This is a genomic window from Litoreibacter roseus (genome assembly GCF_009811795.1).
GTDB classification, from domain to species: domain Bacteria; phylum Pseudomonadota; class Alphaproteobacteria; order Rhodobacterales; family Rhodobacteraceae; genus Litoreibacter; species Litoreibacter roseus.
This window is the reverse complement of sequence record NZ_BLJE01000001.1, coordinates 1,340,602-1,364,765: the sequence shown is the minus strand read 5'-3', so window position 1 is coordinate 1,364,765 and position 24,164 is coordinate 1,340,602. Positions and strand designations below refer to the sequence as shown.

The 24,164-nt window shown below is 58.0% G+C and carries 23 protein-coding genes and 1 tRNA gene; 11 read left to right on the top strand and 13 right to left on the bottom strand.

Annotated elements, in window-relative coordinates; genetic code table 11:
- Positions 1 to 164: 164 nt before the first annotated feature.
- The 3 genes from KIN_RS06690 to guaB all read right to left on the bottom strand — a co-directional run bounded on the left by KIN_RS06690 (position 165) and on the right by guaB (position 5,218).
- On the bottom strand, positions 165 to 2,498 hold the full coding sequence (locus tag KIN_RS06690) for an ATP-binding protein (protein WP_243144832.1): 2,334 nt from the start codon (positions 2,496 to 2,498) through the stop codon (positions 165 to 167).
- Positions 2,499 to 2,584: 86 nt separating this feature from the next.
- Positions 2,585 to 3,769, bottom strand: a complete 1,185-nt coding sequence (locus KIN_RS06685) for an RsmB/NOP family class I SAM-dependent RNA methyltransferase (RefSeq protein WP_159805160.1) — start codon at positions 3,767 to 3,769, stop codon at positions 2,585 to 2,587.
- On the bottom strand, positions 3,770 to 5,218 hold the full coding sequence (guaB, locus tag KIN_RS06680; RefSeq protein ID WP_159805158.1) for an IMP dehydrogenase: 1,449 nt from the start codon (positions 5,216 to 5,218) through the stop codon (positions 3,770 to 3,772).
- Between the two features lie 114 nt (positions 5,219 to 5,332).
- On the opposite strand from guaB, the gene KIN_RS06675 reads away from it, so the two are divergent.
- Entirely contained in the window at positions 5,333 to 5,782 is a 450-nt protein-coding gene (locus KIN_RS06675) for a YaiI/YqxD family protein (RefSeq protein WP_159805156.1), read from the top strand.
- On the opposite strand, the gene KIN_RS06670 is transcribed toward KIN_RS06675, so the two are convergent.
- Both KIN_RS06670 and KIN_RS06665 read right to left on the bottom strand, forming a co-directional pair.
- Entirely contained in the window at positions 5,779 to 6,492 is a 714-nt protein-coding gene (locus tag KIN_RS06670) for an RlmE family RNA methyltransferase (RefSeq protein WP_159805154.1), read from the bottom strand. The two genes, KIN_RS06675 and KIN_RS06670, sit on opposite strands and share 4 nt — an antisense overlap.
- 75 nt (positions 6,493 to 6,567) lie before the next feature.
- Positions 6,568 to 7,710 (bottom strand): Ppx/GppA phosphatase family protein, encoded by a 1,143-nt coding sequence (locus tag KIN_RS06665; protein ID WP_159805152.1) that lies wholly within the window; start codon positions 7,708 to 7,710, stop codon positions 6,568 to 6,570.
- A 242-nt stretch (positions 7,711 to 7,952) separates the two neighbouring features.
- Here KIN_RS06665 and KIN_RS06660 point away from each other — a divergent pair, with 242 nt between their 5' ends.
- The 7 genes from KIN_RS06660 (at position 7,953) to KIN_RS06630 (ending at position 13,305) form a co-directional block, all read left to right on the top strand.
- Positions 7,953 to 8,252 carry a virulence factor gene (locus tag KIN_RS06660; RefSeq protein ID WP_159805150.1) on the top strand — a complete coding sequence of 100 codons (300 nt, stop codon included), beginning with the start codon at positions 7,953 to 7,955 and terminating at the stop codon, positions 8,250 to 8,252.
- Positions 8,253 to 8,271: 19 nt separating this feature from the next.
- Positions 8,272 to 9,201 (top strand): methylenetetrahydrofolate reductase, encoded by a 930-nt coding sequence (locus KIN_RS06655; RefSeq protein ID WP_159805148.1) that lies wholly within the window; start codon positions 8,272 to 8,274, stop codon positions 9,199 to 9,201.
- Positions 9,202 to 9,216: 15 nt separating this feature from the next.
- The gene (locus KIN_RS06650; protein WP_159805146.1) at positions 9,217 to 10,278 is read left to right on the top strand and encodes a methyltetrahydrofolate cobalamin methyltransferase; all 1,062 of its coding nucleotides are present in this window, start codon (positions 9,217 to 9,219) and stop codon (positions 10,276 to 10,278) included.
- A 3-nt stretch (positions 10,279 to 10,281) separates the two neighbouring features.
- Positions 10,282 to 12,333 carry an ASKHA domain-containing protein gene (locus tag KIN_RS06645; protein ID WP_159805144.1) on the top strand — a complete coding sequence of 684 codons (2,052 nt, stop codon included), beginning with the start codon at positions 10,282 to 10,284 and terminating at the stop codon, positions 12,331 to 12,333.
- A gap of 49 nt (positions 12,334 to 12,382) precedes the next feature.
- Positions 12,383 to 12,456 (top strand) — tRNA-Gly (locus KIN_RS06640).
- Positions 12,457 to 12,509: 53 nt separating this feature from the next.
- Positions 12,510 to 12,827 (top strand): hypothetical protein, encoded by a 318-nt coding sequence (locus tag KIN_RS06635; protein ID WP_159805142.1) that lies wholly within the window; start codon positions 12,510 to 12,512, stop codon positions 12,825 to 12,827.
- Positions 12,781 to 13,305: an acyl-CoA thioesterase gene (locus tag KIN_RS06630; protein WP_243144831.1), complete on the top strand. Its 525-nt coding sequence runs from the start codon at positions 12,781 to 12,783 to the stop codon at positions 13,303 to 13,305. The genes KIN_RS06635 and KIN_RS06630 overlap by 47 nt, the downstream gene beginning before the upstream one ends.
- Here the strand turns inward: KIN_RS06630 and pgi are convergent.
- The 3 genes from pgi to zwf are packed head-to-tail and all read right to left on the bottom strand — an operon-like array spanning position 13,291 to position 16,996.
- Complete coding sequence (gene pgi, locus KIN_RS06625; protein WP_159805140.1) at positions 13,291 to 14,889, bottom strand: glucose-6-phosphate isomerase; 1,599 nt, start codon at positions 14,887 to 14,889, stop codon at positions 13,291 to 13,293. The two genes, KIN_RS06630 and pgi, sit on opposite strands and share 15 nt — an antisense overlap.
- Positions 14,886 to 15,545, bottom strand: a complete 660-nt coding sequence (gene pgl, locus KIN_RS06620; RefSeq protein WP_159805138.1) for a 6-phosphogluconolactonase — start codon at positions 15,543 to 15,545, stop codon at positions 14,886 to 14,888. The genes pgi and pgl overlap by 4 nt, the downstream gene beginning before the upstream one ends.
- Complete coding sequence (gene zwf / locus KIN_RS06615; RefSeq protein WP_159805136.1) at positions 15,542 to 16,996, bottom strand: glucose-6-phosphate dehydrogenase; 1,455 nt, start codon at positions 16,994 to 16,996, stop codon at positions 15,542 to 15,544. The genes pgl and zwf overlap by 4 nt, the downstream gene beginning before the upstream one ends.
- Positions 16,997 to 17,120: 124 nt before the next feature.
- On the opposite strand from zwf, the gene KIN_RS06610 reads away from it, so the two are divergent.
- Positions 17,121 to 18,080 (top strand): radical SAM protein, encoded by a 960-nt coding sequence (locus KIN_RS06610; protein WP_159805134.1) that lies wholly within the window; start codon positions 17,121 to 17,123, stop codon positions 18,078 to 18,080.
- Between the two features lie 10 nt (positions 18,081 to 18,090).
- Here the strand turns inward: KIN_RS06610 and KIN_RS06605 are convergent, their stop codons facing one another.
- The 5 genes from KIN_RS06605 to KIN_RS06585 form a co-directional block, all read right to left on the bottom strand.
- The gene (locus tag KIN_RS06605) at positions 18,091 to 18,675 is read right to left on the bottom strand and encodes an HNH endonuclease (RefSeq protein WP_159805132.1); all 585 of its coding nucleotides are present in this window, start codon (positions 18,673 to 18,675) and stop codon (positions 18,091 to 18,093) included.
- A 184-nt stretch (positions 18,676 to 18,859) separates the two neighbouring features.
- Positions 18,860 to 19,531: an alpha/beta hydrolase gene (locus KIN_RS06600; RefSeq protein WP_159805130.1), complete on the bottom strand. Its 672-nt coding sequence runs from the start codon at positions 19,529 to 19,531 to the stop codon at positions 18,860 to 18,862.
- Positions 19,528 to 20,151, bottom strand: coding sequence for a DNA-3-methyladenine glycosylase family protein (locus KIN_RS06595; RefSeq protein ID WP_159805128.1), 624 nt, complete (start codon positions 20,149 to 20,151; stop codon positions 19,528 to 19,530). Before KIN_RS06595 ends, KIN_RS06600 begins: the two co-directional genes overlap by 4 nt.
- Positions 20,138 to 20,875, bottom strand: coding sequence for a cobalt-precorrin-6A reductase (locus tag KIN_RS06590; RefSeq protein WP_159805126.1), 738 nt, complete (start codon positions 20,873 to 20,875; stop codon positions 20,138 to 20,140). The genes KIN_RS06595 and KIN_RS06590 overlap by 14 nt, the downstream gene beginning before the upstream one ends.
- Positions 20,872 to 21,930, bottom strand: coding sequence for a cobalt-precorrin-5B (C(1))-methyltransferase (locus KIN_RS06585; protein WP_159805124.1), 1,059 nt, complete (start codon positions 21,928 to 21,930; stop codon positions 20,872 to 20,874). The genes KIN_RS06590 and KIN_RS06585 overlap by 4 nt, the downstream gene beginning before the upstream one ends.
- A gap of 117 nt (positions 21,931 to 22,047) precedes the next feature.
- Here KIN_RS06585 and cobA point away from each other — a divergent pair, with 117 nt between their 5' ends.
- Positions 22,048 to 22,893, top strand: a complete 846-nt coding sequence (cobA, locus tag KIN_RS06580) for a uroporphyrinogen-III C-methyltransferase (RefSeq protein WP_159805122.1) — start codon at positions 22,048 to 22,050, stop codon at positions 22,891 to 22,893.
- Positions 22,890 to 24,161 carry a cobyrinic acid a,c-diamide synthase CobB gene (locus tag KIN_RS06575; RefSeq protein WP_159805120.1) on the top strand — a complete coding sequence of 424 codons (1,272 nt, stop codon included), beginning with the start codon at positions 22,890 to 22,892 and terminating at the stop codon, positions 24,159 to 24,161. The genes cobA and KIN_RS06575 overlap by 4 nt, the downstream gene beginning before the upstream one ends.
- The last annotated feature ends 3 nt before the right edge of the window (positions 24,162 to 24,164 follow it).

The window sequence follows — 24,164 nt, the reverse complement described above, 5'->3', positions numbered from 1 at the left end:
ATAAACTTTTACGAAGGTCAGAATGTAACTGGTGCGGTTAAGGGGACGTTAAACGCGGTCTCGAATCCTTCAAGGAAGATGCAAAACATCTGATAAGCGCCTATTATATAATAGAATTCATGATATTGCCCTATTCGAAAACCGCCTATCTTAGACGTCAATTGTCAGGCAGCGACACTCATCTGGCTTTGAACCGTCGACGTTAGTTCATTCAATGAGAACGGTTTTGGCAGGAATACAGTATTTGGGAGAATCTCTTGGTTCTCACCAAAGTTCCCTTCCGTATAGCCTGACACGAAAACCACTTTCATATCAGGTCGCGCTTCGCGCGCCATTCGAACCCATGTCGGGCCATCCATGCCAGGCATCACAACGTCGGTAACCACCACGTCTACTATCAGATCGCTGTCTTCAAGCATGGAGAGCGCCTCCTCGGCGCAGTCCGCTTCTAAAACACTGTAGCCCCGTAACTTCAACGCGCGCGAAGCGAAGGCCCGCACAGGTGCTTCGTCCTCTACCAAGAGTACCACGCCCTCGGCCGGCACCGGATCCATACGAACCGGAACTTCCTCTTTCGCTACATCTTCTTGCACCGGCAATTGCGACGTCGGGAAGTAGATGGTAAATGCCGTGCCCTTGCCGACCTCGCTGTCGACGAAGATGAATCCACCTGATTGCTTTACAATTCCGTAGGCTGTGGACAAGCCGAGCCCGGTGCCTTTCCCAGTCCGCTTGGTCGTGAAAAACGGCTCAAAGATCTTGTTTAGCTTATCTTGGGGTATCCCGCAGCCGTTATCGGATACCTTAACCAGAACGTACTCACCCGGCGGCACAACGGCCCTGTCACGCGTCAATTCGCTTTGCAGCTTCATGTTACGGGTTTCGATGTTGATCTCGCCACCGCCCTCCATGGCGTCGCGAGCGTTTACGACAAGATTCATGAGGACTTGCTCAAGCTGCCGTCGATCAGCCCGGACAGACATGAGTTGTGGGTCATGGCTCAAGGTCAACTGAATTTGCGCACCAACAAGGCGGTTCAAGAGATGCGTCAAATCCGCAAGAGTGTCGCGCATATCGAGAATCTCGAGCTGCAAATTCTGCTTGCGTGAGAACGCTAGCAACTGCCCCACCAAAGAGGCCGCACGGTTCGCATTTTGATTTATCTGTTCGAGATCGCCGAAGTCTGGGTCGCCTGGGTCATGACGCAGCATCAGCAAATCGCAGTGGCCCGAAATGGCGGTCAGAAGATTGTTGAAGTCATGGGCGACACCACCGGCAAGCTGTCCGATCGCCTGCATCTTTTGACTTTGGACGAATTGGGCCTCGAGGGTCTTGAGTTCGGTCGCATCGCTGATCATGGCCAGCAGAACGACTTCACCGTTCCGGATCATGCGCCCAAGAGTGACCTGAAGATAGATTTCCTCCTCACGATTACGGGCTTTCAGAACCTCTGGCTTGTGGAGTGACCGACCCTCTGCCGCCTCTGATAGCCACTCCGACATCGGGCGCCCCAACCCCTCCAACAAATCGCTGAGGACGCGCTTCTCGCCGGATGCGCCGTTGCTCCCGCCCCATTGGTCCAGTCCCATAAGCGCGCGGGCAAGCTTGTTGGCCTCGAGCAGTGTGCCATGAGAGGAAATTTTGAGAAGCGCAACAGGAAAATCTTCCAGAGATTCAAGCGTTTCTGAACCGTTTCTACCATCTTCCAAAGGCGCAAAGAAGTATTCGGTCCGGCCCGCACCCGCGGAGGTGATTATGACCCGCACTTGTGACGGGCCGTCAATGCCAGCAACAGTCGTTATCTGACCGGAGACCACATCTGGTTCATTCAACAACTTATCAACGGATTTCACCCGCCCACCTGCGAAGCGCCGCATTGCGTCGTTCATGAACAGAATGGATCCCGTACCGCTGACGGTCATCATCGGCAAGCTAATCTTGTCTACACTACGCGCTGTGGTTACCCGCTCGGCCGCGTCATCCACCATCCAGACGAAGCAATCCTCGCCGGCGCGATGCACAGATAAAATCGACCGGCCCTTGGGCGTCGCGACATCTTCGCGTGCGGCGTTTTGTTTATCTGCCTTTGCTTGCAGCCGAAAAACGACAGCATTTGGCTGGGTGCAAACATCTTCGAGAACCTTTTCAAGGCTCTTGCCATCCGTGTTGCCAAACCGCGTGCGCGCCGCCGGATTTTTGTGGAGGATCTCGCCGGATTGGTTTGCGACTAAGGCGGCGCGGTAGTCATGCTCAAGAACCGGGCGTACTGCGGCGATATCATCGCTTGGTGTTGCGGCGCGCCCAAGAAGTCGCGTGAAGAACGCAAGACCGGCGACGGCCCCGCCACCCGCAAGAAACAGGTAAGACACACGACCGTCCGGCACTGTCACACCAATCAACAAGATCAGCGCGGCCGCCCAGACAAGCCAATGGGAATGCGATGACAAAGTGCCCGCCGTATCTTTCACAGTCTCGTTCGAACCGGCGAAAAGAGCCACGTCAATTACTCCAGCAAAATTGACTCAGAGTATCTTTGCAAAAAAAGCATTAACCATAAGTTAAGTTCTTAAATAATGCGGTAAGGTTACGCAGGGCGGTCGCCTCTGGTCAAGCAGGCAACGAAGAAACCATCGCCGTCCGGGCTTGGTAAAAACTGCTTTCTGATGAGTATCCGCCACTCCGGATGTTCAGCGCAAAACCTATCAATCTGATCCGTGTTTTCGGGGCCGATGATAGAGCATGTCGCGTAGGCTAAAATACCTGTTTCCGACACCAATTCAGCAGCTTGTGTGAATATTTTATATTGAAGATCTGAATAGTCGGAAAGCGCATCTTGCGTCAGCTTCCATTTCCCTTCCGGTGATCTGCGCCACGCGCCGCTTCCCGAACATGGGACATCACAAAGGACAAGATCGAAAGGTGCCTGCAACACCGCTTCAGCGGTGGACAGACGCGAAATCTTTACACCCGCCCGTTTTGCGCGATCTGGTATTTCACTCATACGTCCGGGATCTGCGTCATGCGCAAACACGCGAACCTGAGCAATATCCGCAATTGCCAACGCCTTGCCGCCGCCGCCGGCGCAATAGTCGAGAACACGCATATCGGCGTCCAACGGCAGAGCCTCACAAACGGCTTGGGACGCGGCGTCCTGAACCTCGATCAGCCCCGCCGCCCATGCCGCACTCTGCGGAACGCGGCGCTCCCCGACTACAACCTTCAAAGCGAAGGGCGCAGTCAAGCACGGCTGGGTTTCAACGCCATCGTTTGCCAAGCTCTCTTGCGCGCTGGCAAGGGTGGCCGCCTTCCGGTTCACCCTTAGAAAGACCGGCGCGCGGTTCTGGAGCGTGGCCATCACTTCGGCGTAGCGCGTTCCCAAACTATTCTTAAGGTCTGGTTCCAGCCAGGGTGGCGCATCCAGTGCGACATCAGAAGTTAGCTCTATCTCTTTGGCTAGGTGTTCTTTTTCTTCTCCTGAAAGCGGCGCCGGCGCGTGAGTGGCGCCTGTAAACAGCGCCGCGGAGTCTTGCGACTTCATTTTGAGGTATCCAAGCACCAGTCCGCGCCCGGTTTCCGCTCCTCCGGCGCAGGCGTAGGATTTCCGGCATCTCACACATTGAAATACGATATCGCGGACGGCCGCGCGATCCTTTGATCCAGCGAACCGAGATCGACGCGCCCAATTCGTAAGCGCTCTTTCCAAGGCGTCCCCGGCCAAATAACGGTCGAGGATTTCAATCGCTGCAGACAGGCGCGCGGGCGGCGTCACTTAGCCCACCCGGTAGTTCGGACTTTCGCGCGTGATCTGCACGTCGTGAACGTGGCTCTCTTTGAGACCCGCGCCTGTGATCCGCACAAAGTTTGCCCGGGCGTGCATGTCCGCAATCGTTGCAGCCCCGGTGTAACCCATAGCTGCCCGCAGTCCGCCCACAAGTTGGTGGATCACTGCGCCTGCGGACCCCTTATACGGCACCTGTCCTTCGATCCCTTCGGGCACCAGCTTGTCGCTGGCAGCGTCTTTCTGAAAGTACCGGTCTGCTGATCCGCGCGCCATGGCTCCAAGCGAACCCATGCCACGGTAACTTTTAAAGCTACGCCCTTGATATAAAATGACTTCCCCGGGGCTTTCATCCGTTCCCGCGATCATCGAGCCGACCATGGCGCAGGAGGCCCCAGCCGCGATGGCCTTGGCAAAATCGCCCGAAAACTTAATTCCGCCATCCGCGATCACTGGAATACCGCCCGCCGCGTCCGCGCAATCCATGATGGCTGTCAGCTGAGGCACGCCAACGCCTGCGACCATACGTGTTGTGCAGATCGATCCGGGTCCAATGCCTACCTTGACCGCATCTGCGCCGGCGCCGATCAGCGCACGGGTGGCCTCGCCCGTCGCTACGTTTCCGGCAATAATCTGCACCTCGTTGGACAAAGTCTTGGCCCGCTCAACCGCAGCGGCCACCCCCTCAGAATGGCCATGCGCCGTATCGATCACGATTATATCCACACCGGCATCGACCAACGCCTCAGACCGCTCGAACCCGGCATCCCCCACAGTGGTCGCCGCGGCAACGCGTAGGCGACCCAAATCATCCTTGCAGGCCTGTGGGTTCAAGACGGCCTGTTCGATGTCCTTCAGCGTCAGAAGACCGGTCAGCCGCCCGTCCCCATCGACGACCAGAAGCTTTTCGATGCGGCGCGCCTCCATCATACTTTTGGCTTCGGACAGATCAGCGGGCTCACGGAGCATCGCAAGATTTTCGTTTGTCATCATAGCCTTGACGGGTGTTGTGTCATCGCTCGCAAAACGCATGTCGCGGTTGGTCACGATCCCAAGCACGCGCCCCCCTTCACCCACAACCGGAAAACCGGACACGCTATAGCGCTCCTGCAAGGCCTTCGCATCCGCGAGGGTCTGATCGGGCGTGAGGGTGATGGGATTGTAGACGATGCCGCTTTCGAAGCGCTTTACCCGACGGATTTGCTTCGCCTGCTCTTCGATGCTCAGATTGCGATGAACCACACCGATCCCACCCGCCTGCGCCATGGCAATCGCCATACGCGCCTCTGTCACGGTATCCATGGCGGAGCTGAGAAGCGGGATGTTCATGGAGACGGCTTTGGTGACGATCGTACGCGTGTCTGCGGTGGACGGTAGAACGTTGGATGCCCCCGGCACCAATAGAACATCATCGAATGTAAGGGCCTCGCGAATCTCCATGGGATGCTCCTGATGGATCGTTTCGTTTGGCAGTTTCCTATTTCATGATTTTCCCGGTCGTGGAAGGGCGTATTTTGTGGCAGATGTGCGCGGTGATACAAATCTGAGGGGACAATGGTCGAAATCTTGGTCGATGCGGATGCCTGTCCGGTAAAAGAAGAGATCTACAAAGTTGCCTACCGCCTGAAGGTCCCGGTGATTTTGGTGGCCAACAGCTATCTCAGAACGCCCAACCACCCATTGATTACGATGCAGATGGTGGATGACGGCTTTGACGCTGCAGATGACTGGATCGCCGAGCGCGCGGGTCCCTCTTCATTGGTTGTGACTGCGGATATCTTGCTGGCCGGACGCGCGCTGGAAAACGGTGCGACGGTTCTTGCGCCGAACGGAAAGCCGTTCACCAGCGCAAATATTGGCGGGGCGATCGCGAACCGTGCGATTATGGCTGATCTGCGCGGCGGGTTAGAGCAAACAGGCGGCCCACCCCCCTTCAGCGGCAAGGACCGCTCAACTTTCTTGAATGCCCTCGACCGTGAGCTGATCCGCCTGCAAAAAAGCTAGCCGCGGAACCCGGTTGCGACGACGAATTTTTCGGAGCTGTCTGCCCGGCTGGCACCGGGTTTGAAATTGGCGACCTTGTTGAACTTCTGCTTGAGCAGTTTCTGAAGCTCACCCTCCGCGCCGCCCGCCAAGACCTTGGCCACGAAGGTACCGCCCTCGTCTAGAACATCGAACGCAAAGTAGGCAGCCGCTTCACACAGGGCGATGATACGCAGGTGGTCGGTCTGCTTGTGACCCGACGAGGCTGCGGCCATGTCGCTCATCACGACGTCGGCCTTGCCATCCATCCATGTCTTCACCTGAGCATCCGCTTCATCGGCAAGGAAATCGAGAACGTGCAGCTCGGCCCCGGCAATCGGCTCAACCTCTTGCAGATCGATGCCCAGAATCGTGCCTTGGGCCTTTCCGGACCGCTCCCCCAATGCGTTGACGCGTTTGACGGCGACTTGACACCATCCACCGGGCGCGCAGCCCAAATCCACGACGCGGGCGCCCGGGACCAGAAACCGGTACTTGTCGTCTATCTCAGAGATTTTGTAGGCCGCCCTGCCCCGCATGCCTTCGGCACGCGCGCGCTTCACATACGGGTCATTGAGCTGCCGCTCAAGCCAACGGGTGGATGACAGCCGCCGTCCGCGGGCCGTCTTGACCTTGACCTTGAGATCGCGTTGCCCACGCCCGCTTGATCCCTTTGTTGGCTTTTTCGTCATTTCAATTCCGTCGATAGATATGCGGCACCAAAGGCGCCTGCGGCTCCTACCCTGATCTATCCCAGAAAGACCAGCCTAGTAGGGCCCTTCTTCCAGAACGCCATCGGTGCTCATTTGTGCGTAAAGCAGACCTTCGCGCAGTCCTCGGTCCGCGACCGACAAACGGTCGGTCGGCCAGACCCGCAGCAACGCCTGTAAAATCGCGGCACCTGACATGATAAGCGCATGGCGATCCCCACCGATCCGCGGATCGGTTCTGCGCCCTTCCGGTCCCATGTGAAGGTATCCTTGAATAACCCGGTCGATCTGATCCGACGTCATCCTAAGGCCATCGACCTTGTTTCTATCGTACCGCTTGAGGCCCAGATGGGAGGCCGCAACTGTCGTGACTGTTCCAGAGGTTCCCACAATCTGAAACCCTTCGCGCACCTGATCGGCATCATTATAGGGACTGAACTCCGCGAGGTTTTCCTCGAAGAACCAACTCATCAGCGCAAAGCGGGCCGCATCATCGTCCACATCGTTGAACTGATCGCGCAGCGTCGCAACGCCCAGGGGGACCGAAATCCAATCCACGACCTTGGCTGCGGGAAATGCGCTGTCCTTTGCGTCAAAGCCGGTATGAAGTCGCATAATGGCGCGAGGTCTGTCCAACTTGGGGACGCGACTGAGATCGATCCAGACCAACTCTGTAGACCCACCACCAATATCGACCACCAGAAGTTGCTCGGTCTTCACGCTGACAAGCGGCGCGCAGGAGATCACCGCCAGACGCGCTTCTTCTTCCGGTTCGATTATTTCCAGCGCAAGCTTCGTTTCGCGTTCGACCACGCTGATAAACTCGCGAGCGTTGCGGGCTCGCCTGCAGGCCTCAGTCGCCACAAGTCGCATGCGGCGTACGTCGTGGTGCCGCAGCTTCTTCTGACAAATCTTGAGGGCGCCGACCGTGCGAGCCATTGAGGACCGGCTGAGAAGACCTGAGGCTTCTAGTCCGGCCCCCAGTTGCACCGATTTGGAAAAACTGTCGACGACGTGAAACTGGCTGCCTTTGGGTTGTGCGATCAGCATCCGGCACGAATTGGTGCCAAGATCAAGCGCTGCATAAAGATCCGCCGGATCGGGTCGGTCTGCTTTAGCAGAACCCGCGGCCCTGTGGGCCACCGGTTTCAAGCCGGGTTTCTTATACCGGCCTGCTGGGTCTGGCGGTATCTTCGCCATGCCAATGCGGCCTCTTGGTTGTCTATGTTAACGGTAACGTAGGCATGAAATCCTTACCACGCAAGCGAGCTGTCGGTCCGGCTCATAAATATCATGAACAATAAGGCGGTGAACCTCCCTTTGCGCGAAGGCTGCTTGCCGCTATCTGTCGCTCTGATCCTAACAGATGTCGAAAAACGGAACGCGCGTGGATGTCGCCACGTCCACAGTTTCCGAAACACGGTAAGAACGGAAACGCAAAGATGCCCGATGTAACTGTAGTTTACTGGCGCGATATCCCTGCACAGGTGATCGTCGGCAAAGGGCGGCGTGGCGCAAAGGTTCAGCTACCGGAGCGGTTTGAGCAGGCCATCGACCGCTGCGCCATGAAGGTTGGCGCGCGCGATACTGATGCTTATCTGGCAGATTGGCGGAAGGCACCGCCCTATGAGGTCGACGGCGAGCCGCAAGAGGTCGCAAAAGCAGAAGCCGCACGGCTGGAGGCGGAATACGACGAAGCCATGATCAAGACGCTGATTGCCAATGACGGCAAGCGTGCTTGAGCGGGCAAGGAGCAGTCTGATGGCATTGCTGAATTTCAAACGGGCCGACCCCACTCCGGATATCACCGTAAACCCGCAGGTCGAGGCATTCCTTGACGGCTACTCCATCGAGGTCATGCCGCGGACCGCCGAAAAGGTTGACGACTTCAGGGGGCTCTTGCCGGAAGGAACGCGCGTCTACATTGCGCATATCGAGGGTACTCCCATCGGAGATATGATCAGCACCGCCGCGCGCCTCGCGAACGACGGCTTCCGGGTCATGCCCCACTTCCCGGCGCGTATCATCAAGGATAAGGCTGCGCTCGCAGATTGGATCGCCCGGTATCAAGGCGAGGCAAACGTAGATCAAGCGCTGTTGCTGGCTGGCGGTGTCGCTAAGCCCCATGGTGCGTTCGACAGCTCAATGCAGTTACTCGAAACGGGTCTTTTCGACAAAGCCGGGTTCAAGCGCCTGCACGTTGCAGGGCATCCCGAGGGCAATCGCGACATTGATCCGGACGGCTCGACCAAGAACGTTGATGACGCCGTTCGTTGGAAGCAATCGTTTTCTGAGCGTACGGACGCCAAGATGGCGCTTGCCACGCAGTTTGCCTTCGAGGCCAAGCCTGTGATCGCTTGGGCGGACGCCCTGAAGGATGCGGGGATTGACCTGCCGATTCATATTGGCGTTGCTGGTCCTGCCAAGTTACAAACCCTGATAAAGTTCGCGATTGCCTGTGGTGTTGGGCCTTCCTTGAAGGTTTTGCAAAAACGGGCCATGGACGTCACGAAGCTGCTCTTGCCCTACGAGCCGACAGAGTTTGTGGCGGAACTGGCCGCCCACAAGGCCGCACATCCCGACTTTAACATCGAGCAGGTCCATTTCTTCCCGCTGGGCGGCATCAAGACGAATGCAAATTGGGCGATACAGCACGGTGGCAAATCTGCCGTTCCCGCCGATCAAACCTAAATTGAAAGAGACTTTATGACCCGCACGGTTCTGGAATCAAAGACAAAAACGGTCGTGATCGGGTTCGATGAACCGTTTTGCGTGATCGGAGAACGTATCAATCCGACCGGCCGAAAGAAACTGGCGGCCGAACTTGAAGCAGATGACTTTTCAACTGTGGAATCTGACGCACTCGCGCAAGTCGCGGCAGGTGCGTCCGTACTCGATGTCAATGCGGGCGTGGTTTACAACTCAAACCCCAATCCGAACGAAACCGAGCCGCCACTGATGGGCAAAATGATCGAGCTTGTGCAGGGTCTTGTTGATGTGCCGCTCTGCATCGACAGCTCTGTTCCCGGCGCGCTGGAAAAAGGTTTGGAACTGGCCGAAGGTCGACCGCTGCTGAACTCCGTCACCGGTGAAGAAGACCGGCTTGAGGCAATCCTGCCGCTGGTTAAGAAGTACAACGTGCCGGTCGTTGCGATCTCAAACGATGATACGGGGATCAGCGAAGACCCAGATGTTCGGTTCGCCGTAGCGAAGCGGATCGTGGAGCGGGCTGCGGATTTCGGCATTCCTGCACATGACATCGTCGTCGATCCGCTGGTGATGCCCGTTGGTGCGATGGCGACGGCGGGGCTGCAGGTCTTTACGCTCGTGCGGCGCTTGCGCGAGGAACTGGGCGTGAACACGACCTGCGGGGCGTCGAACATCAGCTTCGGTCTGCCAAATCGCCACGGCATCAATAATGCTTTTCTGCCCATGGCGATGGGCGCGGGTATGACAAGCGCGATTATGAATCCGATCGCCCTGCCCGTCGGTCCCAAGAAGCTGGACGAAAAGCGCGCCGAACTGGCAGCTGCGGGGATCATCGTGCCCGACGATATTGATCCGGAGGTGCTGGCGAGCGTGACCGGCCTTGGATCAACAAAACCCCGCGCCGGCAAGGAGATGGAGGCGATCCGCGCTGCAAACTTCCTGACAGACAACGATCCCCACGGCGGGGCTTGGATCCGGTTCAACAAACCACCCGGCGCGGACGGTGCCGAAGGCGGTCGCGGGGGCCGTTCGGGTGGGCGCAGACGGCGCCGCGCATAGACCATGAACGACGCCAATCCGCTTGTCATTTTCACACCGTCTGGAAAGCGTGGGCGGTTCCCTGTCGGAACGCCGGTTCTGACCGCTGCCCGCCAACTGGGTGTAGATCTGGACTCCGTCTGCGGCGGACGCGGGATCTGTTCGAAATGCCAGATCACGCCGTCATTTGGCGATTTTCCGAAGCACGGCGTACATGTGGAAAAAACCGCTCTGTCAGACTGGAATGCCGTTGAGCAGCGCTATGAAGACAAGCGCGGCCTGACACCCGGGCGACGCTTGGGATGCCAGGCGATGGTGCAAAGCGACGTCGTGATTGATGTGCCTGCCGAAAGCCAGATGCACCGGCAGGTTGTCCGGAAGCGGGTCGAGGCGCGCGAGATCGTCATGAATCCCTCGACGCGGCTTTACTATGTCGAGGTAGAGCAACCAGACATGCACGAGCCGTCCGGCGATCTGGAAAGATTGGTAAAAGCGCTGCGGTCAGACTGGGACCTGCCCGATCTGGAAGCAGATATCGGCGTTTTGAAGATGCTCCAGCCTGCGCTTAGGAAGGGCAATTGGACTGTGACCTGCGCCGTCCACCTGGGCGACGCCACATTCAGCCCACGCATCATGCATGTCTGGCCCGGGTTCTACGACGGATCGATCTACGGGCTAGCGGTTGATCTGGGCTCAACCACCATTGCCGCTCATCTCTGCGATCTGCAATCCGGCGAAGTCGTGGCGTCCTCCGGGGTGATGAACCCGCAGATCAGGTTCGGCGAGGATCTGATGAGCCGGGTCAGCTATTCGATGATGAATGCGGGCGGGGCCGATGAAATGACCCGCGCCGTGCGTGAAGGGATGAACGCCCTGTTCGTCCAAGTCGCCACGGAGGCTGCGATTGATCGCAATCTGATCCTGGACGCTGTCTTCGTCTGCAACCCGGTCATGCACCATCTCTTCTTGGGGATCGATCCGTTTGAGTTGGGACAGGCGCCCTTCGCGCTGGCCACATCCGAAGCGATATCTCTGCGCGCGATGGAGTTGGACTTGAACCTACACCCGGCCGCGCGGGTTTACCTGCTGCCATGTATCGCAGGCCATGTGGGTGCGGATGCCGCTGCGGTGGCGCTGTCAGAAGCGCCGGAACAATCGGAAGAGCTTTTGTTGGTCGTTGATGTCGGCACGAACGCGGAAATTCTGCTGGGCAACACCAAAAAGGTTCTTGCCTGTTCGTCGCCCACCGGTCCGGCCTTTGAGGGCGCGCAAATCTCCAGCGGGCAACGCGCCGCACCGGGTGCCATTGAGCGGGTTCAGATTGATCCCGCGACGAAAGCCCCAAGATTCCAGGTGATTGGGTCAGAGCTGTGGTCCGACGACCCCGGGTTTGAGGCTGCCGTTGCCAACACCGGAGTAACAGGCATCTGTGGCTCGGGCATCATAGAGATGGTGGCCGAGATGCGGTTGGCCGGACTTCTCGACGGGTCAGGCTTGATCGGATCACCTGAGCAGACCGGTTCAAGCCATTGTTTTCTTGATGGAAGAACGCATTCTTACCTCTTATGGGATGGCACGGCGTTAGGTGGTCCAAAGATCACTGTCACAAATCGGGATATCCGCGAGATCCAGATGGCCAAGGCGGCACTTTATTCCGGAGCGCGGCTGCTGATGGACAAATTCGGCGTTGATCGTGTCGACCGGGTCGTGCTGGCCGGCGCGTTTGGTGCGCATATCAGCCCGAAGCACGCGATGGTGCTGGGCATGATCCCCGACTGCCCGCTGGATAAAGTCACAAGCGCTGGCAATGCTGCAGGTACGGGCGCGCGGATTGCGCTTCTTAATACGGATGCCCGCCGGGATATCGAGACAACCGTTCACAACATTCATAAGATAGAAACGGCGATTGAACCCCGTTTTCAGGAGCATTTTGTCAACGCCTCCAACATTCCGAATGCCGTCGAGCCCTTCCGCATCCTGCGCACAATTGTCGATCTGCCGGAGGTGAATTTCAACACCGGAGGAAGATCAGATGGCGGCGCCGACGGACCACGACGCAGACGCAGGCGCGGCTAATGGTTTCAGGTTGACGCCTGACAGACACGACCCTATTCCAAGCAACGTTGCGGGTGTAGCTCAATGGTAGAGCAGGAGCTTCCCAAGCTTAAGACGAGGGTTCGATTCCCTTCACCCGCTCCACTCCCTTGTCCAACACGCCCGGCACATTAATTCCTCCGCGAGGAGGATATCTCATGCGGGCACTTACTCTGGCGATATCGTTGGCGACGATATGCACTGTGACAAGTCAGGCGAACGGCGCGGGGTTCGCTGCCCTCAGGTGCAACGAGCGGGCAGATAACGGCGTCTACCAAAGCGGATTGCGTTTGATCTTTCCGGATCGCGAGATGTTCGTATTTTCCGGTGACCGGGGATTGACCGATCAGATCGCCTTTAGTCGCCGGCGCACGCTCGCATGGACTAGGGCGACTTTCCCTGATCTGATCGGTAGTGGGCGGGGCATCTATGACAGAAATTGCGGTCGGGGATCGAACGACGACGATGACGACTGATCTGCGCTACCACCGCCGCTTGGCGTCCGAAACACTTCGCGCGTGGAACATTCCTCCGCCTTGGAATTATGGGGTTGCAGACCGTGTGAGGTTTGGTGAACTGGATGCCTTGGGTCATGTCAGCAACGTGGCTTACCTGCGTTGGTTCGAAGCATTCCGGGTTCATTACCTGCGCGACTACGGGATCACGACCTATGGCGCGGACGGGCCGCGAATGGTGCTCCGTCAGGTACAGGTTGATTATCTGGCCGAGATGCAACTGAGCGAGGATTACATCGTGACAGGTCGCACGGACAGCGTGCGCAGCACAAGTTGTCAAATGCACTATGCGGTCTGGTCGGGCAATCTCCGGGCCACCGGATCTGCCGTGCTGGTCTTTCTGGATCAGAGCGGACAGAAAACGAAGATCCCGCCCGACTTCAGAGAAACCGTACTTGCGCGGGATACCGCGACCGATCTTGCTTCAGCGCCGGCCTAGATGCTCAACCAACATACGGGTGGAGCCATCTTTGCCCTCAGCGGATACCTCGCCGGACAGGATGGGACTAAGCGCGGTTGCGAGTTCCTTGCCCAGTTCAACGCCCCATTGATCGTAGGAGTTGATGCCAAGCATGACCCCTTCGACAAACACGCGATGCTCGTAGAGCGCGATGATCTGCCCGAGGACATAGGGCGTCAACTTGGGGTATGCCAGCGTGGTGGACGGACGGTCGCCGGGGAACACTCTGTGACGGGCCTGCCGCTCTAACTCGTCGCCTTCGAGACCCTTTTTGCGCATGATCTCACGAGCTTCATCAAGTGACCTTCCGACCATCAAAGCCTCTGACTGGGCCAGACAATTGGCGATCAAAAGATCGTGCTGGTGGGTCAGGTCAGGCTCCTGCCCCTCAATGCCTACCATGAACTCACACGGAACCACGCGTGTCCCCTGATGGATCAACTGATAAAATGCATGCTGCCCGTTGGTTCCAGGCTCACCCCATACAATAGGACCCGTGTGAACCGGAACATCTTTGCCGTCCATCGCGACCGACTTGCCGTTGCTCTCCATCTCCAGTTGTTGGAGGTAGGCGGGCAACCTCGCCAGACGCTGTTCGTAGGGAAGGACAGCCCGGGTCGAAAACCCGCAGCCCTGATTGTGCCAGATGCCAATGAGCGCCAGCAGGACGGGCAGGTTTTCTGCAAGTGGTGCGGTTTTGAAATGGCGGTCCATGTCGTGGCCGCCGCGCAGGAAATCGGTGAAATTGTCCGGACCAATCGCGATCATCAGCGACAGACCGATCGGTCCCCACATGGAATAGCGACCACCAACCCAATCCTCGAACCCGAACACACGCTCTGCGCTGATGCCGAAGTCGGCGGTCTTTTCCGTCGATGAAGACAGCGCCGCGAATTGGGCGGCCGGATCTGACACGCTTTCGGCCATCCAATCAAAGGCCGTTTTTGCGTTGGTCATGGTCTCGATCGTCGTGAATGTTTTCGATGCGACAATCACCAGCGTGGTGTCCGCGTTCAGACCATCCAGCGTGTCCGCGATGTCCGCACCGTCGACGTTGGAGACAAAATGCGTCCGCGGTCCGTCATGGTAGGGTGCCAGCGCCAAGACCGCCATGGCAGGACCAAGGTCTGAGCCGCCGATGCCGATGTTTATGACATCGGTGATGCGCCCGCCCTGCCCTTTGAACGATCCGTCACGGACGGCAATTGCAAACTCTGCCATACGTGCACGGGTCTGTTCGATCTCGGCCATGACATCGCTGCCATCCAGAAAAACGCCGTCGCCTGAAAGGTTGCGCAGTGCCGTATGCAGAACCGCCCGCCCCTCTGTTTCATTGATCTTCTCGCCGGTGAACATCGCGTCACGTTTTCCGCTGACATCCGCGTCTTCTGCCATGGCCAGAAGGGCGTCGCGGTCCGCGTCGGACAGATGGGTCTTGGAGTAATCGAACAGCAGATCGTCCGCTCTCAGCGAAAAAGCAATGGCCCTGTCCGCGTTGGCGTCGAACAACGCGCGGATGGTTGGTCGCGCATCCCCGCGGGCTTTCAACGCGGCCCAGTTCATGGCGCCCAATGGACAGTTGCGTTCGCGAGAACGGCTTTGATCGGAGCCTCTTCCAAGGTGGCCGCAGCCGCCCTGTGCAAAGCTTCGCGCTTCTCATTGCCGGATATCAAGACATGTGTGCTCATCGCGCCCTCTAAAACAGGTCGTGTCAGGGTAAGGCGCGGCTCTGGCGCGCCGGGGGCTGTTATCTTCATGACCGGTGGCGCGCCCTTATCGAGCGCCGCAGTCAGTTCATCCGCACCGGGAAAAAGGGATGCCGTGTGCATATCTGATCCCATACCCAGCAGAAGAACTGAGATCGGCAAATTAGGCGCCAGATCAGTCGCGAGCCCGTCCAAATCTTCGCTTCGTCCTGCAAAGCCTAAAAATCCGGCGTCTGCTGCACGTCCCGTCAGCAACCTTTCGCGGATCAGCTTCTCGTTAGAACGGTCGTGTCCTGCGGGAACCATGCGCTCATCGGTGGGCATCACATGAACCCGCGTCCAGTCCAAAGGCGCGGCACTTAGCGCGTCAAAAACAGGCCCCGGGGTCGTACCGCCGGGCACCGCAAAGGATGCAAACTCGTGGACAAGCAAGCATTCCTCCAACTCACCCGCCAGTTGATTGGCGAGGTCGATCATCATCATGTCCCTGTCGGGATATTCCTCAAGCTTCATGCCTTGATCTCTCTCCAGCGTCGATGCTCGCGGTGCATCATCATCAATGCGTCCTCGGGGCCAGTGGTGCCGGGTTCATAAGGTTTCGGCCTGTCACCCCGCGCTTTCCATGCTGCGATGATCGGGTCGGTCCAGGCCCATGCGGCCTCAACCTCATCGCCGCGCATAAACAGGGTCTGATTCCCGCGTATGACATCCATAATCAAACGTTCATATGCGTCTGGAATGTCTTCGGCTTCGGGACCAAGTGCGTCTGCAAAGGTCATGTCGAGTGGAACATCCACAAGTCGCATGCCCCCCGGACCGGGCTCCTTGATGGTCACCCGGAGGTCAATGCCCTCGTCCGGTTGCAATCGAATGGACAAGACATTCGCATGACTGCCCGCGTCCTCGTCAAAGATGGAATGCGGTGTTTCCTTGAAATGGACCACGATCTCGGACATGCGCGCCTTAAGCCGTTTGCCAGTCCGCAAATAGAACGGGGTCCCGTTCCATCGCCAGTTGGACAATTTGACCTTCATCGCGATGTAGCTTTCGGTAAGGCTGTCCTGATTTTCGGCGTCCTCGACATAGGATGGTCCGTTCTCATCGGCGACATATTGCCCCCGCACGATGTCATCTGCCTCGACCGGGTCAAGCGCCCGGATCACCTTGAGCTTTTCATCGCGTACAGCGTCCGGCTCAAATCGCGCAGGAGGTTCCATCGCGGTGAGGCACAGAAGCTGCATCAGATGATTTTGAACCATATCCCGCATGGCACCGGATTTGTCGTAATACCCGCCCCGTCCGCCAACGCCTACGGTTTCGGCGACGGTGATCTGCACGTGGTCGATGTACTGAGCGTTCCAGAGCGGCTCAAACAAAACGTTGGCAAACCGCACGGCCATAAGGTTCTGAACCGTCTCTTTGCCAAGATAGTGGTCGATCCGGTAGATCTGATGCTCTTCGAAGGACGCGGCCAATGCGCCGTTCAGCTCCTTCGCGCTTGCCAGATCACGGCCAAACGGCTTTTCCACCACGATCCGCGCATTTTCCTGCGCAATCCCATGTTTTTGCAGTCGAGATGCGAGGTCACCGAACAGGCCCGGTCCGACTGAGAAATAGAATGCGCTCACGACGTCCTTGCGGACAAGCTTCGCCAAATTTGACCATCCCGCCTCGCCCCGCGCATCAATCGCTGTATAATGCAGGCGGCTGAGAAACTGCTTAACCGTCTTATCCGTCTTGGACTGACCCGGCATGAATTCAGCGATGGCATCACCCACCATGTCGCGGAAGCCCGCATCATCCAGATCAGAGCGTGCCGCGCCTATGATCCGCGCGTCCTCCGGCATCTGACCTGCAACAAACCGACGATAAAGTCCCGGCAGGATCTTGCGCCGGGCCAAGTCCCCAGTGCCACCAAAGATCACCAGATCAAACGTATCCACGGGGATCGTGCGTGAGACCATGGGCGCTTCCTTCCGCGTTCGTCGTGCGCGTTCTGCGCATCACAAGCCTGTCAGGCCATGTATCGGGACTTTCCTTCGCCCACGCAAGCCGTTAGCCAAGTTTCAAGTAACGGAATTGAGGCCCATGAAAGACACCGTCGAGACCGCGCGCACCGCCAATCTGGGCAAATTCGAAAATCCGTCGACAACTGCCAAAGGCGAACCGCGTGCGACAGTGGCGCTGACCCACCCAGAGACACTTTGGTTCAACACCGGCACGCTGTGTAATATCACCTGCGAGAACTGCTATATTCTGTCCTCACCGACCAATGACGAGCTGGTGTACATCACCGCAGATGAGGTGAGCGACTATCTTGATCAGCTTGAAGCTCGGAACTGGGGTGTGCGTGAAATCGGGTTCACCGGCGGTGAGCCCTTCATGAACCCGGACATCATCGAGATTCTACGGCGCTCGCTGGCTCGCGGCTATGACGTCTTGGTTCTAACCAACGCTATGCGTCCGATGATGCGTAAATCCATGCAGGACGGTATTACTGCCTTGATCGGGAGCTATGGGGATAAGCTGACATTCCGCGTGTCGCTCGATCATTGGTCAGAGGCGCTGCACGACAAGGAGCGTGGCGTTGGCGCCTACGCCAAAACCCTTGAAGGTATGGCTTGGTTGAGCGCGCAGAATGCCCGGATGGCTGTCGCTGGCCGCATCGAATGGGCCGAGAGTGAAGAAGACGCACGGTCCGGGTTCGCACGTCTGTTTGCGGATAGTGGATTTGCTATTGATGCGTCGGATCCAGCCCAGACAGTGCTGTTTCCCGAAATGGATGAGATGGTCGAAGTTCCAGAGGTTACAACGTCTTGCTGGTCAATCCTCAACAAGTCCCCTGATGATGTCATGTGTTCGTCATCGCGGATGGTGGTGAAGCGTAAGGGAGCTGACAAACCGGCCGTTCTGGCCTGCACACTCTTGGCGTATGATCGGGAATTTGAGCTCGGCGAAACCTTGGAAGAGGCAGAGCGAGATGTGGCGTTGAACCATCCCCATTGCGCGAAGTTCTGTGTCTTGGGCGGCGCGAGTTGCTCAGCTTAAGCGCAGTTCTTTACTGCTCCAACTCTGCATCCCAGTAGAGAAAATCGATCCAGCTTTCATGAAGATGATTTGGTGGAAACTTCCGTCCCATATTGCGCAGCTGCTCCGATGCGGGCTGCACTGGCTTTTTACGCAGGTTCATTCCGCATTGAGACAGCGACTTGGACCCTTTGCGCAGATTGCATTTCGAGCATGCCGCAACAACGTTTTCCCAAGACGTAACACCGCCCCGTGCCCGCGGGATCACGTGATCGAAGGTCAGATCGCCCTTCGTGCCGCAGTACTGACAGCAGAACTCATCCCGTAGAAACAGATTGAACCGCGTGAATGCGACCCGCTTTTGGGGTTTGACGTAGTCTTTGAGGACCACGACAGATGGGATTTTAATCTCTGTCGTCGGCGATCTGACGACGTCATCATATTCCGCCAGAATTGTTATCCGGTCCAGAAATGCGGCCTTAACCGCCTCCTGCCATGTCCAGAGGGACAGAGGGTAGTAGCTGAGCGGTCGGTAATCCGCATTCAGCACGAGGGCCGGGTTGTGCCGAAGGCTGCCTGGCTCCCTTACAAATTCTTGCCTGAAATCGCCGTCCATTGGTGACTCGTCTCCCGCCCTGCTCTGTCTGACCGACACCAAGGCGGGGAACCCCGCCCCAGCTATACATCGAAACTATATATTGTCTTTGCGACCTGACAACCCCCGCAAGATGCAGTGTATGTCGCAGATCAGATAGCGCAGCTTTTTGACAGAGATGTGACCGTTATCCACAGGTTGGGTGTCAACCCAGATCAAGCCCAAACTGTTGTCCGATAAACGACAACGCGACGCTCAACCCATCCGGTGCAATTCCATGGCCGGTGCCCTTCATCACATGACCGTACACCTGAAATCCGGCTTCGGTCAGCGCATCCCCTGCCTCTGGCATTGAAATCGGGGGGACGACATCATCTTGATCGCCGTGGATCAACAGGATTGGTGGCTTTGAAACAGCCTCGTCGGCGAGAAGCTCAGGGCTAAGCAGGCGGCCCGAAAAACCGACGACCCCCGCAACCTCGTCCGCCCGGCGCGGGGCCACATGCAATGCCATCATTGTTCCTTGGGAAAACCCGACCAAGACCGTGGCATCAGCGTCAACACCCTCTGCTTCCATTGTGGCATCAATATATGCGTTCAAATCATCAACTGCCCGGAGCATTCCCGCCTCAGCCTCTTCCTCGCTGGACCCGTCGATCCAAGGGATCGGGAACCATTGGAACCCCATCGGATTTCCGATGCATCGCTCAGGCGCGTTGGGTGCGGTGAACACCGTGTCCGGCAGATGATCTGACAGTGGATCCGCAAGGCCCAATAGATCTTTTCCATCTGCACCGTATCCATGGAGGAAGATCACAAGGCTCGTGTCTTCGCCCGATTTGGAGCCGCGGCGGCCCCCGTCCAATGCCCGTGTCATCCTATGCCCTCGCGCCGTTTTATCCGGGCGTAATAGTCCCAGAGCGCCCGGGCGGCAACCGCTCGCCAAGGCGACCAATCCTCGGCCATCACACGCATGTCTTTTTCCTTGGGCCGCTCCGGGAGACCAAACAACATCCGTGCGCCCTCTTGCAAAGCCAGATCGCCATGCGCGAATACATCCGGGTGACCCAATGAAAACATGACATAAATCTCTGCCGTCCAGTGACCAATGCCCGGAATAGCGGTCAATGTCTTGATGATATCAGGGGGTGCCATCGTTCGCAGATTTGGGTAATCGACCCGCGCATTTGCAAGAGCTGATGCGTATCGCATTTTTTGCCGCGATAACCCGCAGGCGCGCAAATCGTCTTCGCTTGCATCTGCGACTTTTGCTTCGTCGGTCAGCCCGGCGTCTTCCAGTCGCGTCCAAATCGCAGCCGCCGACGCGACGCTGACCTGCTGGCCCACGATCGTATGAAGGAGCGACGCAAACCCTTCTTCCCTGCGCCGAAGGGGAAGTTGGTCGCACAGATCCAAAGCGGGAATAAACCGCGGATCGTTTTTGCGCAGCCACGCCACGCCCTCCGCTATGTCCTCATGGGTTTCAATCGAGCGCATGGCGCGCGACCCAATCCATTGCGTCACCAACCGTAGCGACCGTCTCGCATGCAACCGTTTGCGGTCGTTCAATCATCAAAACTGTCAGCCCCATCTGAGCAGCGGCATCAAGTTTCGATCGAGACGCTGTACCTCCGGAATTTTTCACGACGAGGAAATCTATTGCGAGCTTGGTAAACAGATCCACTTCCTCAGGAATAGAAAACGGTGGGCGGCCGACAACATACTCGCCGTTTGGAAAGGGAAAAGGACGGTCAGGCGGATCAATCTGACGGCAGAATAATGTGCAATCGGAGAGGTTCTCGAACTGCCTGAGCGTCTGGCGGCCCGTTGCCAAGAAGACACGAGAACCCGCTGGAAGGTGATTGCGGGCACTTTCAGGCCGGTCGATGAATATCCAGTCGTCTTCGGCACTTGGTGTCCATCCCTCACGCTCTATGCGCAAGAAAGGAATGCCGACCTGCCGACAGATACGAGCGCTCCGTCGTGTCACACGTTCGGCATAGGGATGGGTCGCATCAATCACCAACTGCGGTTCATGTGCAGCGAGCCAAGAGGAAAAGCCCGCATCGCCACCAAATCCGCCTTGCCGTGTTGCGGTCCCAAGAGGAACAGGCGCGCGGGTCGCGCCAGCCAGTGAGGCAATCACTTCCTCGCCGTTTGCGATCAATCGCGCGATGAGGTCACGCGCCTCTGCCGTTCCGGCAAGCACCAGGATCGTCATAGGCCCGCCGTGGCAAGAACCCGCCCCGCCCGATCAATCACGACCGTGCTGGGCTGCACCGCCGCGTCGCCCAACAATTGTGCGACATGCGCGCGCGCGCGCTCCGCCACAATCTCTGCAAGTGCGTCGCCCGCGCGTCCGACCGCTTCAAGTGCTGTGTTTGCGTCTTCGACATTGGGCAAACCGCTTGCGACGGCCCAATTGGACAAGATGCCAAAATCGACTTGGGAACGCTTGGAATGAAGATCCCGGGCGCCTTGCGCCAGCTTGGTCATCTTGCCAATCCCGCCGCCGATGGTGATCCGGTCAATCGGATGTTTCGCGAGATATTTTAACAGGCCTCCTGCGAAATCGCCCATGTCCAGCATCGCGTGGTCGGGCAGATGCATCATCTCTTGAACCACACGCTCGGACGTCGCGCCGGTACACCCCGCAACGTGCGAGAGACCATCTGCACGTGCGACATCAATGCCCCGGTGAATGGACGCGATCCAAGCTGCGCAGGAAAACGGTCGCACGACGCCAGTGGTTCCGAGAATGGATATGCCACCCTCGATGCCAAGACGCGGGTTCCATGTCTTCTTGGCAAGTTCTGCGCCACCGGGAACCGAGATGGTGATTTCAACAGCAGGCGTGCGACCGAACCGCCGGGCACATTCACTGACGATGTTTTCCATCATCTGACGGGGAACAGGGTTGATGGCGGCCTCGCCCACAGCAATGGGAAGACCCGCTTTCGTGACCATGCCGACGCCCTGCCCCGCGTGAAACCGAACACCCTGCGATCCGTTTTCAACCCGCGCGATGATAAGCGCACCGTGGGTGACGTCCGGATCATCGCCTGCATCTTTCTCGACACCTGCTTCCGCCCAAGTGTCGCCACCAGCGGTATGAGCCAGTGGAAACTGCGGTGTCTCACCTTTGGGCAGCGTGATGCTGACAGTCTTCGGGAACCCATCGCCCCATAGATGAAACAGCGCGGCCTTCACGGCGGCGGTGGCGCAGGCACCGGTTGTCCAACCGCGCCGCAACCGGGTTTCGGGCGTTCCATCCATGGGGCGACTATAGGCGCGTCTGGGGCAGGTGCAATTGTGCAGACAGATGGCCGCATAAGACCAAAAGATGTCGTCTTCGGTCTTCCGTGCAGTTCAAGTTGGTCGCATAACGGAGACATGATTGACTCTCTACCTTCTCACCCTTGGCCTGAACTGCAACCGGGATGGGTCTGGCTGTGCGGTGCGGGTCCCGGTGACCCGGGGCTTTTGACACTGCATGCCCTCAACGCGTTGCGGCAGGCAGACGTGATTGTCTACGACGCGTTGGTGCAGGAGGCGATCCTCGACTGGGCCCCGCAGGCTGAACACATTTACGCGGGCAAGCGCGGTGGAAAGCCATCCGCCAAGCAGCGTGACATATCCTTGCGGCTCGTCGATTTGGCGCGTGCTGGGAAGCGCGTGTTGCGTCTTAAAGGGGGCGACCCGTTCGTATTCGGACGTGGCGGCGAAGAGGCGCAGACGCTTGTGCAGCATGACGTGCCAATCCGGATCATTCCCGGTATCAGCGCGGGGATCGGTGGGCTGGCCTATGCAGGCATCCCCGTGACCCATCGGGATGTAAACCAGTCCGTGACCTTCGTGACCGGCCATGATCAATCTGGCAACACCCCCGGATCTCTAGATTGGCGTGCGATTGCAACGGGATCGCAAGTGATCGTGATCTATATGGGCATGAAGCACATCGCGAGAATAGCCGGTGAATTGATCAGTGCTGGCCGCCCGCTGTCGGAGCCTGTCGCCGTCGTGACAACCGCAACAACCGAGGCGCAGCAGGTGCTGGAAACGACACTTGGCACAATCGTCGATGACATCGACGCCGCCGGGTTGGAGCCGCCTGCCATCATTTGCGTTGGCCGGGCAGTTGAGATGCGACAGGTGCTGGATTGGCAGGCAATGGCCGCCGGTGCAGCACCGCGCAACCTCGATCCGCTTGGGCGCGGACGCCCGGCTGAAAGCGCATGAGCGGTCGCGGCCTGCTGATTGCCGCGCCCTCGTCTGGATCAGGAAAAACCACCATCACTCTGGGCCTGCTGCGCGCACTGTCCCGTCGCGGTCTCGTGCGCGGTGCAAAGTCAGGTCCTGATTACATCGACCCAAAGTTCCATGAGGCGGCGTGCGGTCGGCCATGTCTGAACCTAGACGCATGGGCAATGACGCCAGATCGCATGCGGGCTCTGTCCTACGGTTCGGAGACTTTGATTGTCGAAGGCGCGATGGGCCTTTTCGACGGTGCTGGCATGTCTGGTTCTGGGTCTGCCGCTGATGTGGCGCGTCATTTGAATCTGCCGGTGGTTTTGGTGGTCGACTGCAGTCGTATGGCCCATAGTGTAGCCGCTTTGGTGAAGGGTTTTATGGTCCACGACCCGAGCCTTGTGATAACCGGCGTCATTCTAAATAAAGTGGGCAGCGACAAGCACGCGGCAATGATCTCGGCGGCCCTTGCGGATGTCGTACCAGTTTTGGGCGCCGTCCCGAGACGGACGGATCTGATACATCCGTCTCGTCACTTGGGACTGGTTCAGGCAGGCGAGCGGGCGGATCTCGAAACGTGGCTCGAAGACGTTGCCGATCTGATCGAAACGCATGTGGACCTTGACGCGCTGGCACCTGCGCCGCTCTCACGTGGTACTGCGACGGGGCTGCCCCCACCCGCCCAGAGCATTGCGGTGGCGCACGATATCGCGTTTGCTTTTGCCTACCCGCATATTCTGAGGGACTGGCGGGACGCCGGGGCAGAGGTCAGCTTCTTCTCTCCGCTGAACGATGAACCCGTTCCCCAGTGCGATCTCGTGTATCTTCCCGGTGGGTATCCCGAGCTTCATGCGGGGCGGATTGCAGATAATTCGAATTTTTTAAATAGCATCAGATCTGCTGCCGAAGCGGTTGATATCTACGGGGAATGCGGCGGCTATATGATATTGGGCAAAGGTCTGGTTGACGCGAATGGTGTTCGCCATCAAATGGCTGGTCTGCTGAACCTCGAAACAAGTTTTCAAGCTCCAAAGCTTCACTTGGGATATCGCATGTTGAGCGCTTCGAAGGGGCCGATCCAAGGCCACTACCGCGGCCATGAGTTCCACTATGCGACAACCGTGAGCGCTGCGGGCGACCCCCTGTTCGACGCGCATGATGCGGATGGTATCGCATTGGACCCTATGGGGCTGCGGCACGGTCGCGTGGCGGGATCTTTTGCACATATCATAGACCGCATCTTGCCCCCGTCCAGATGACGG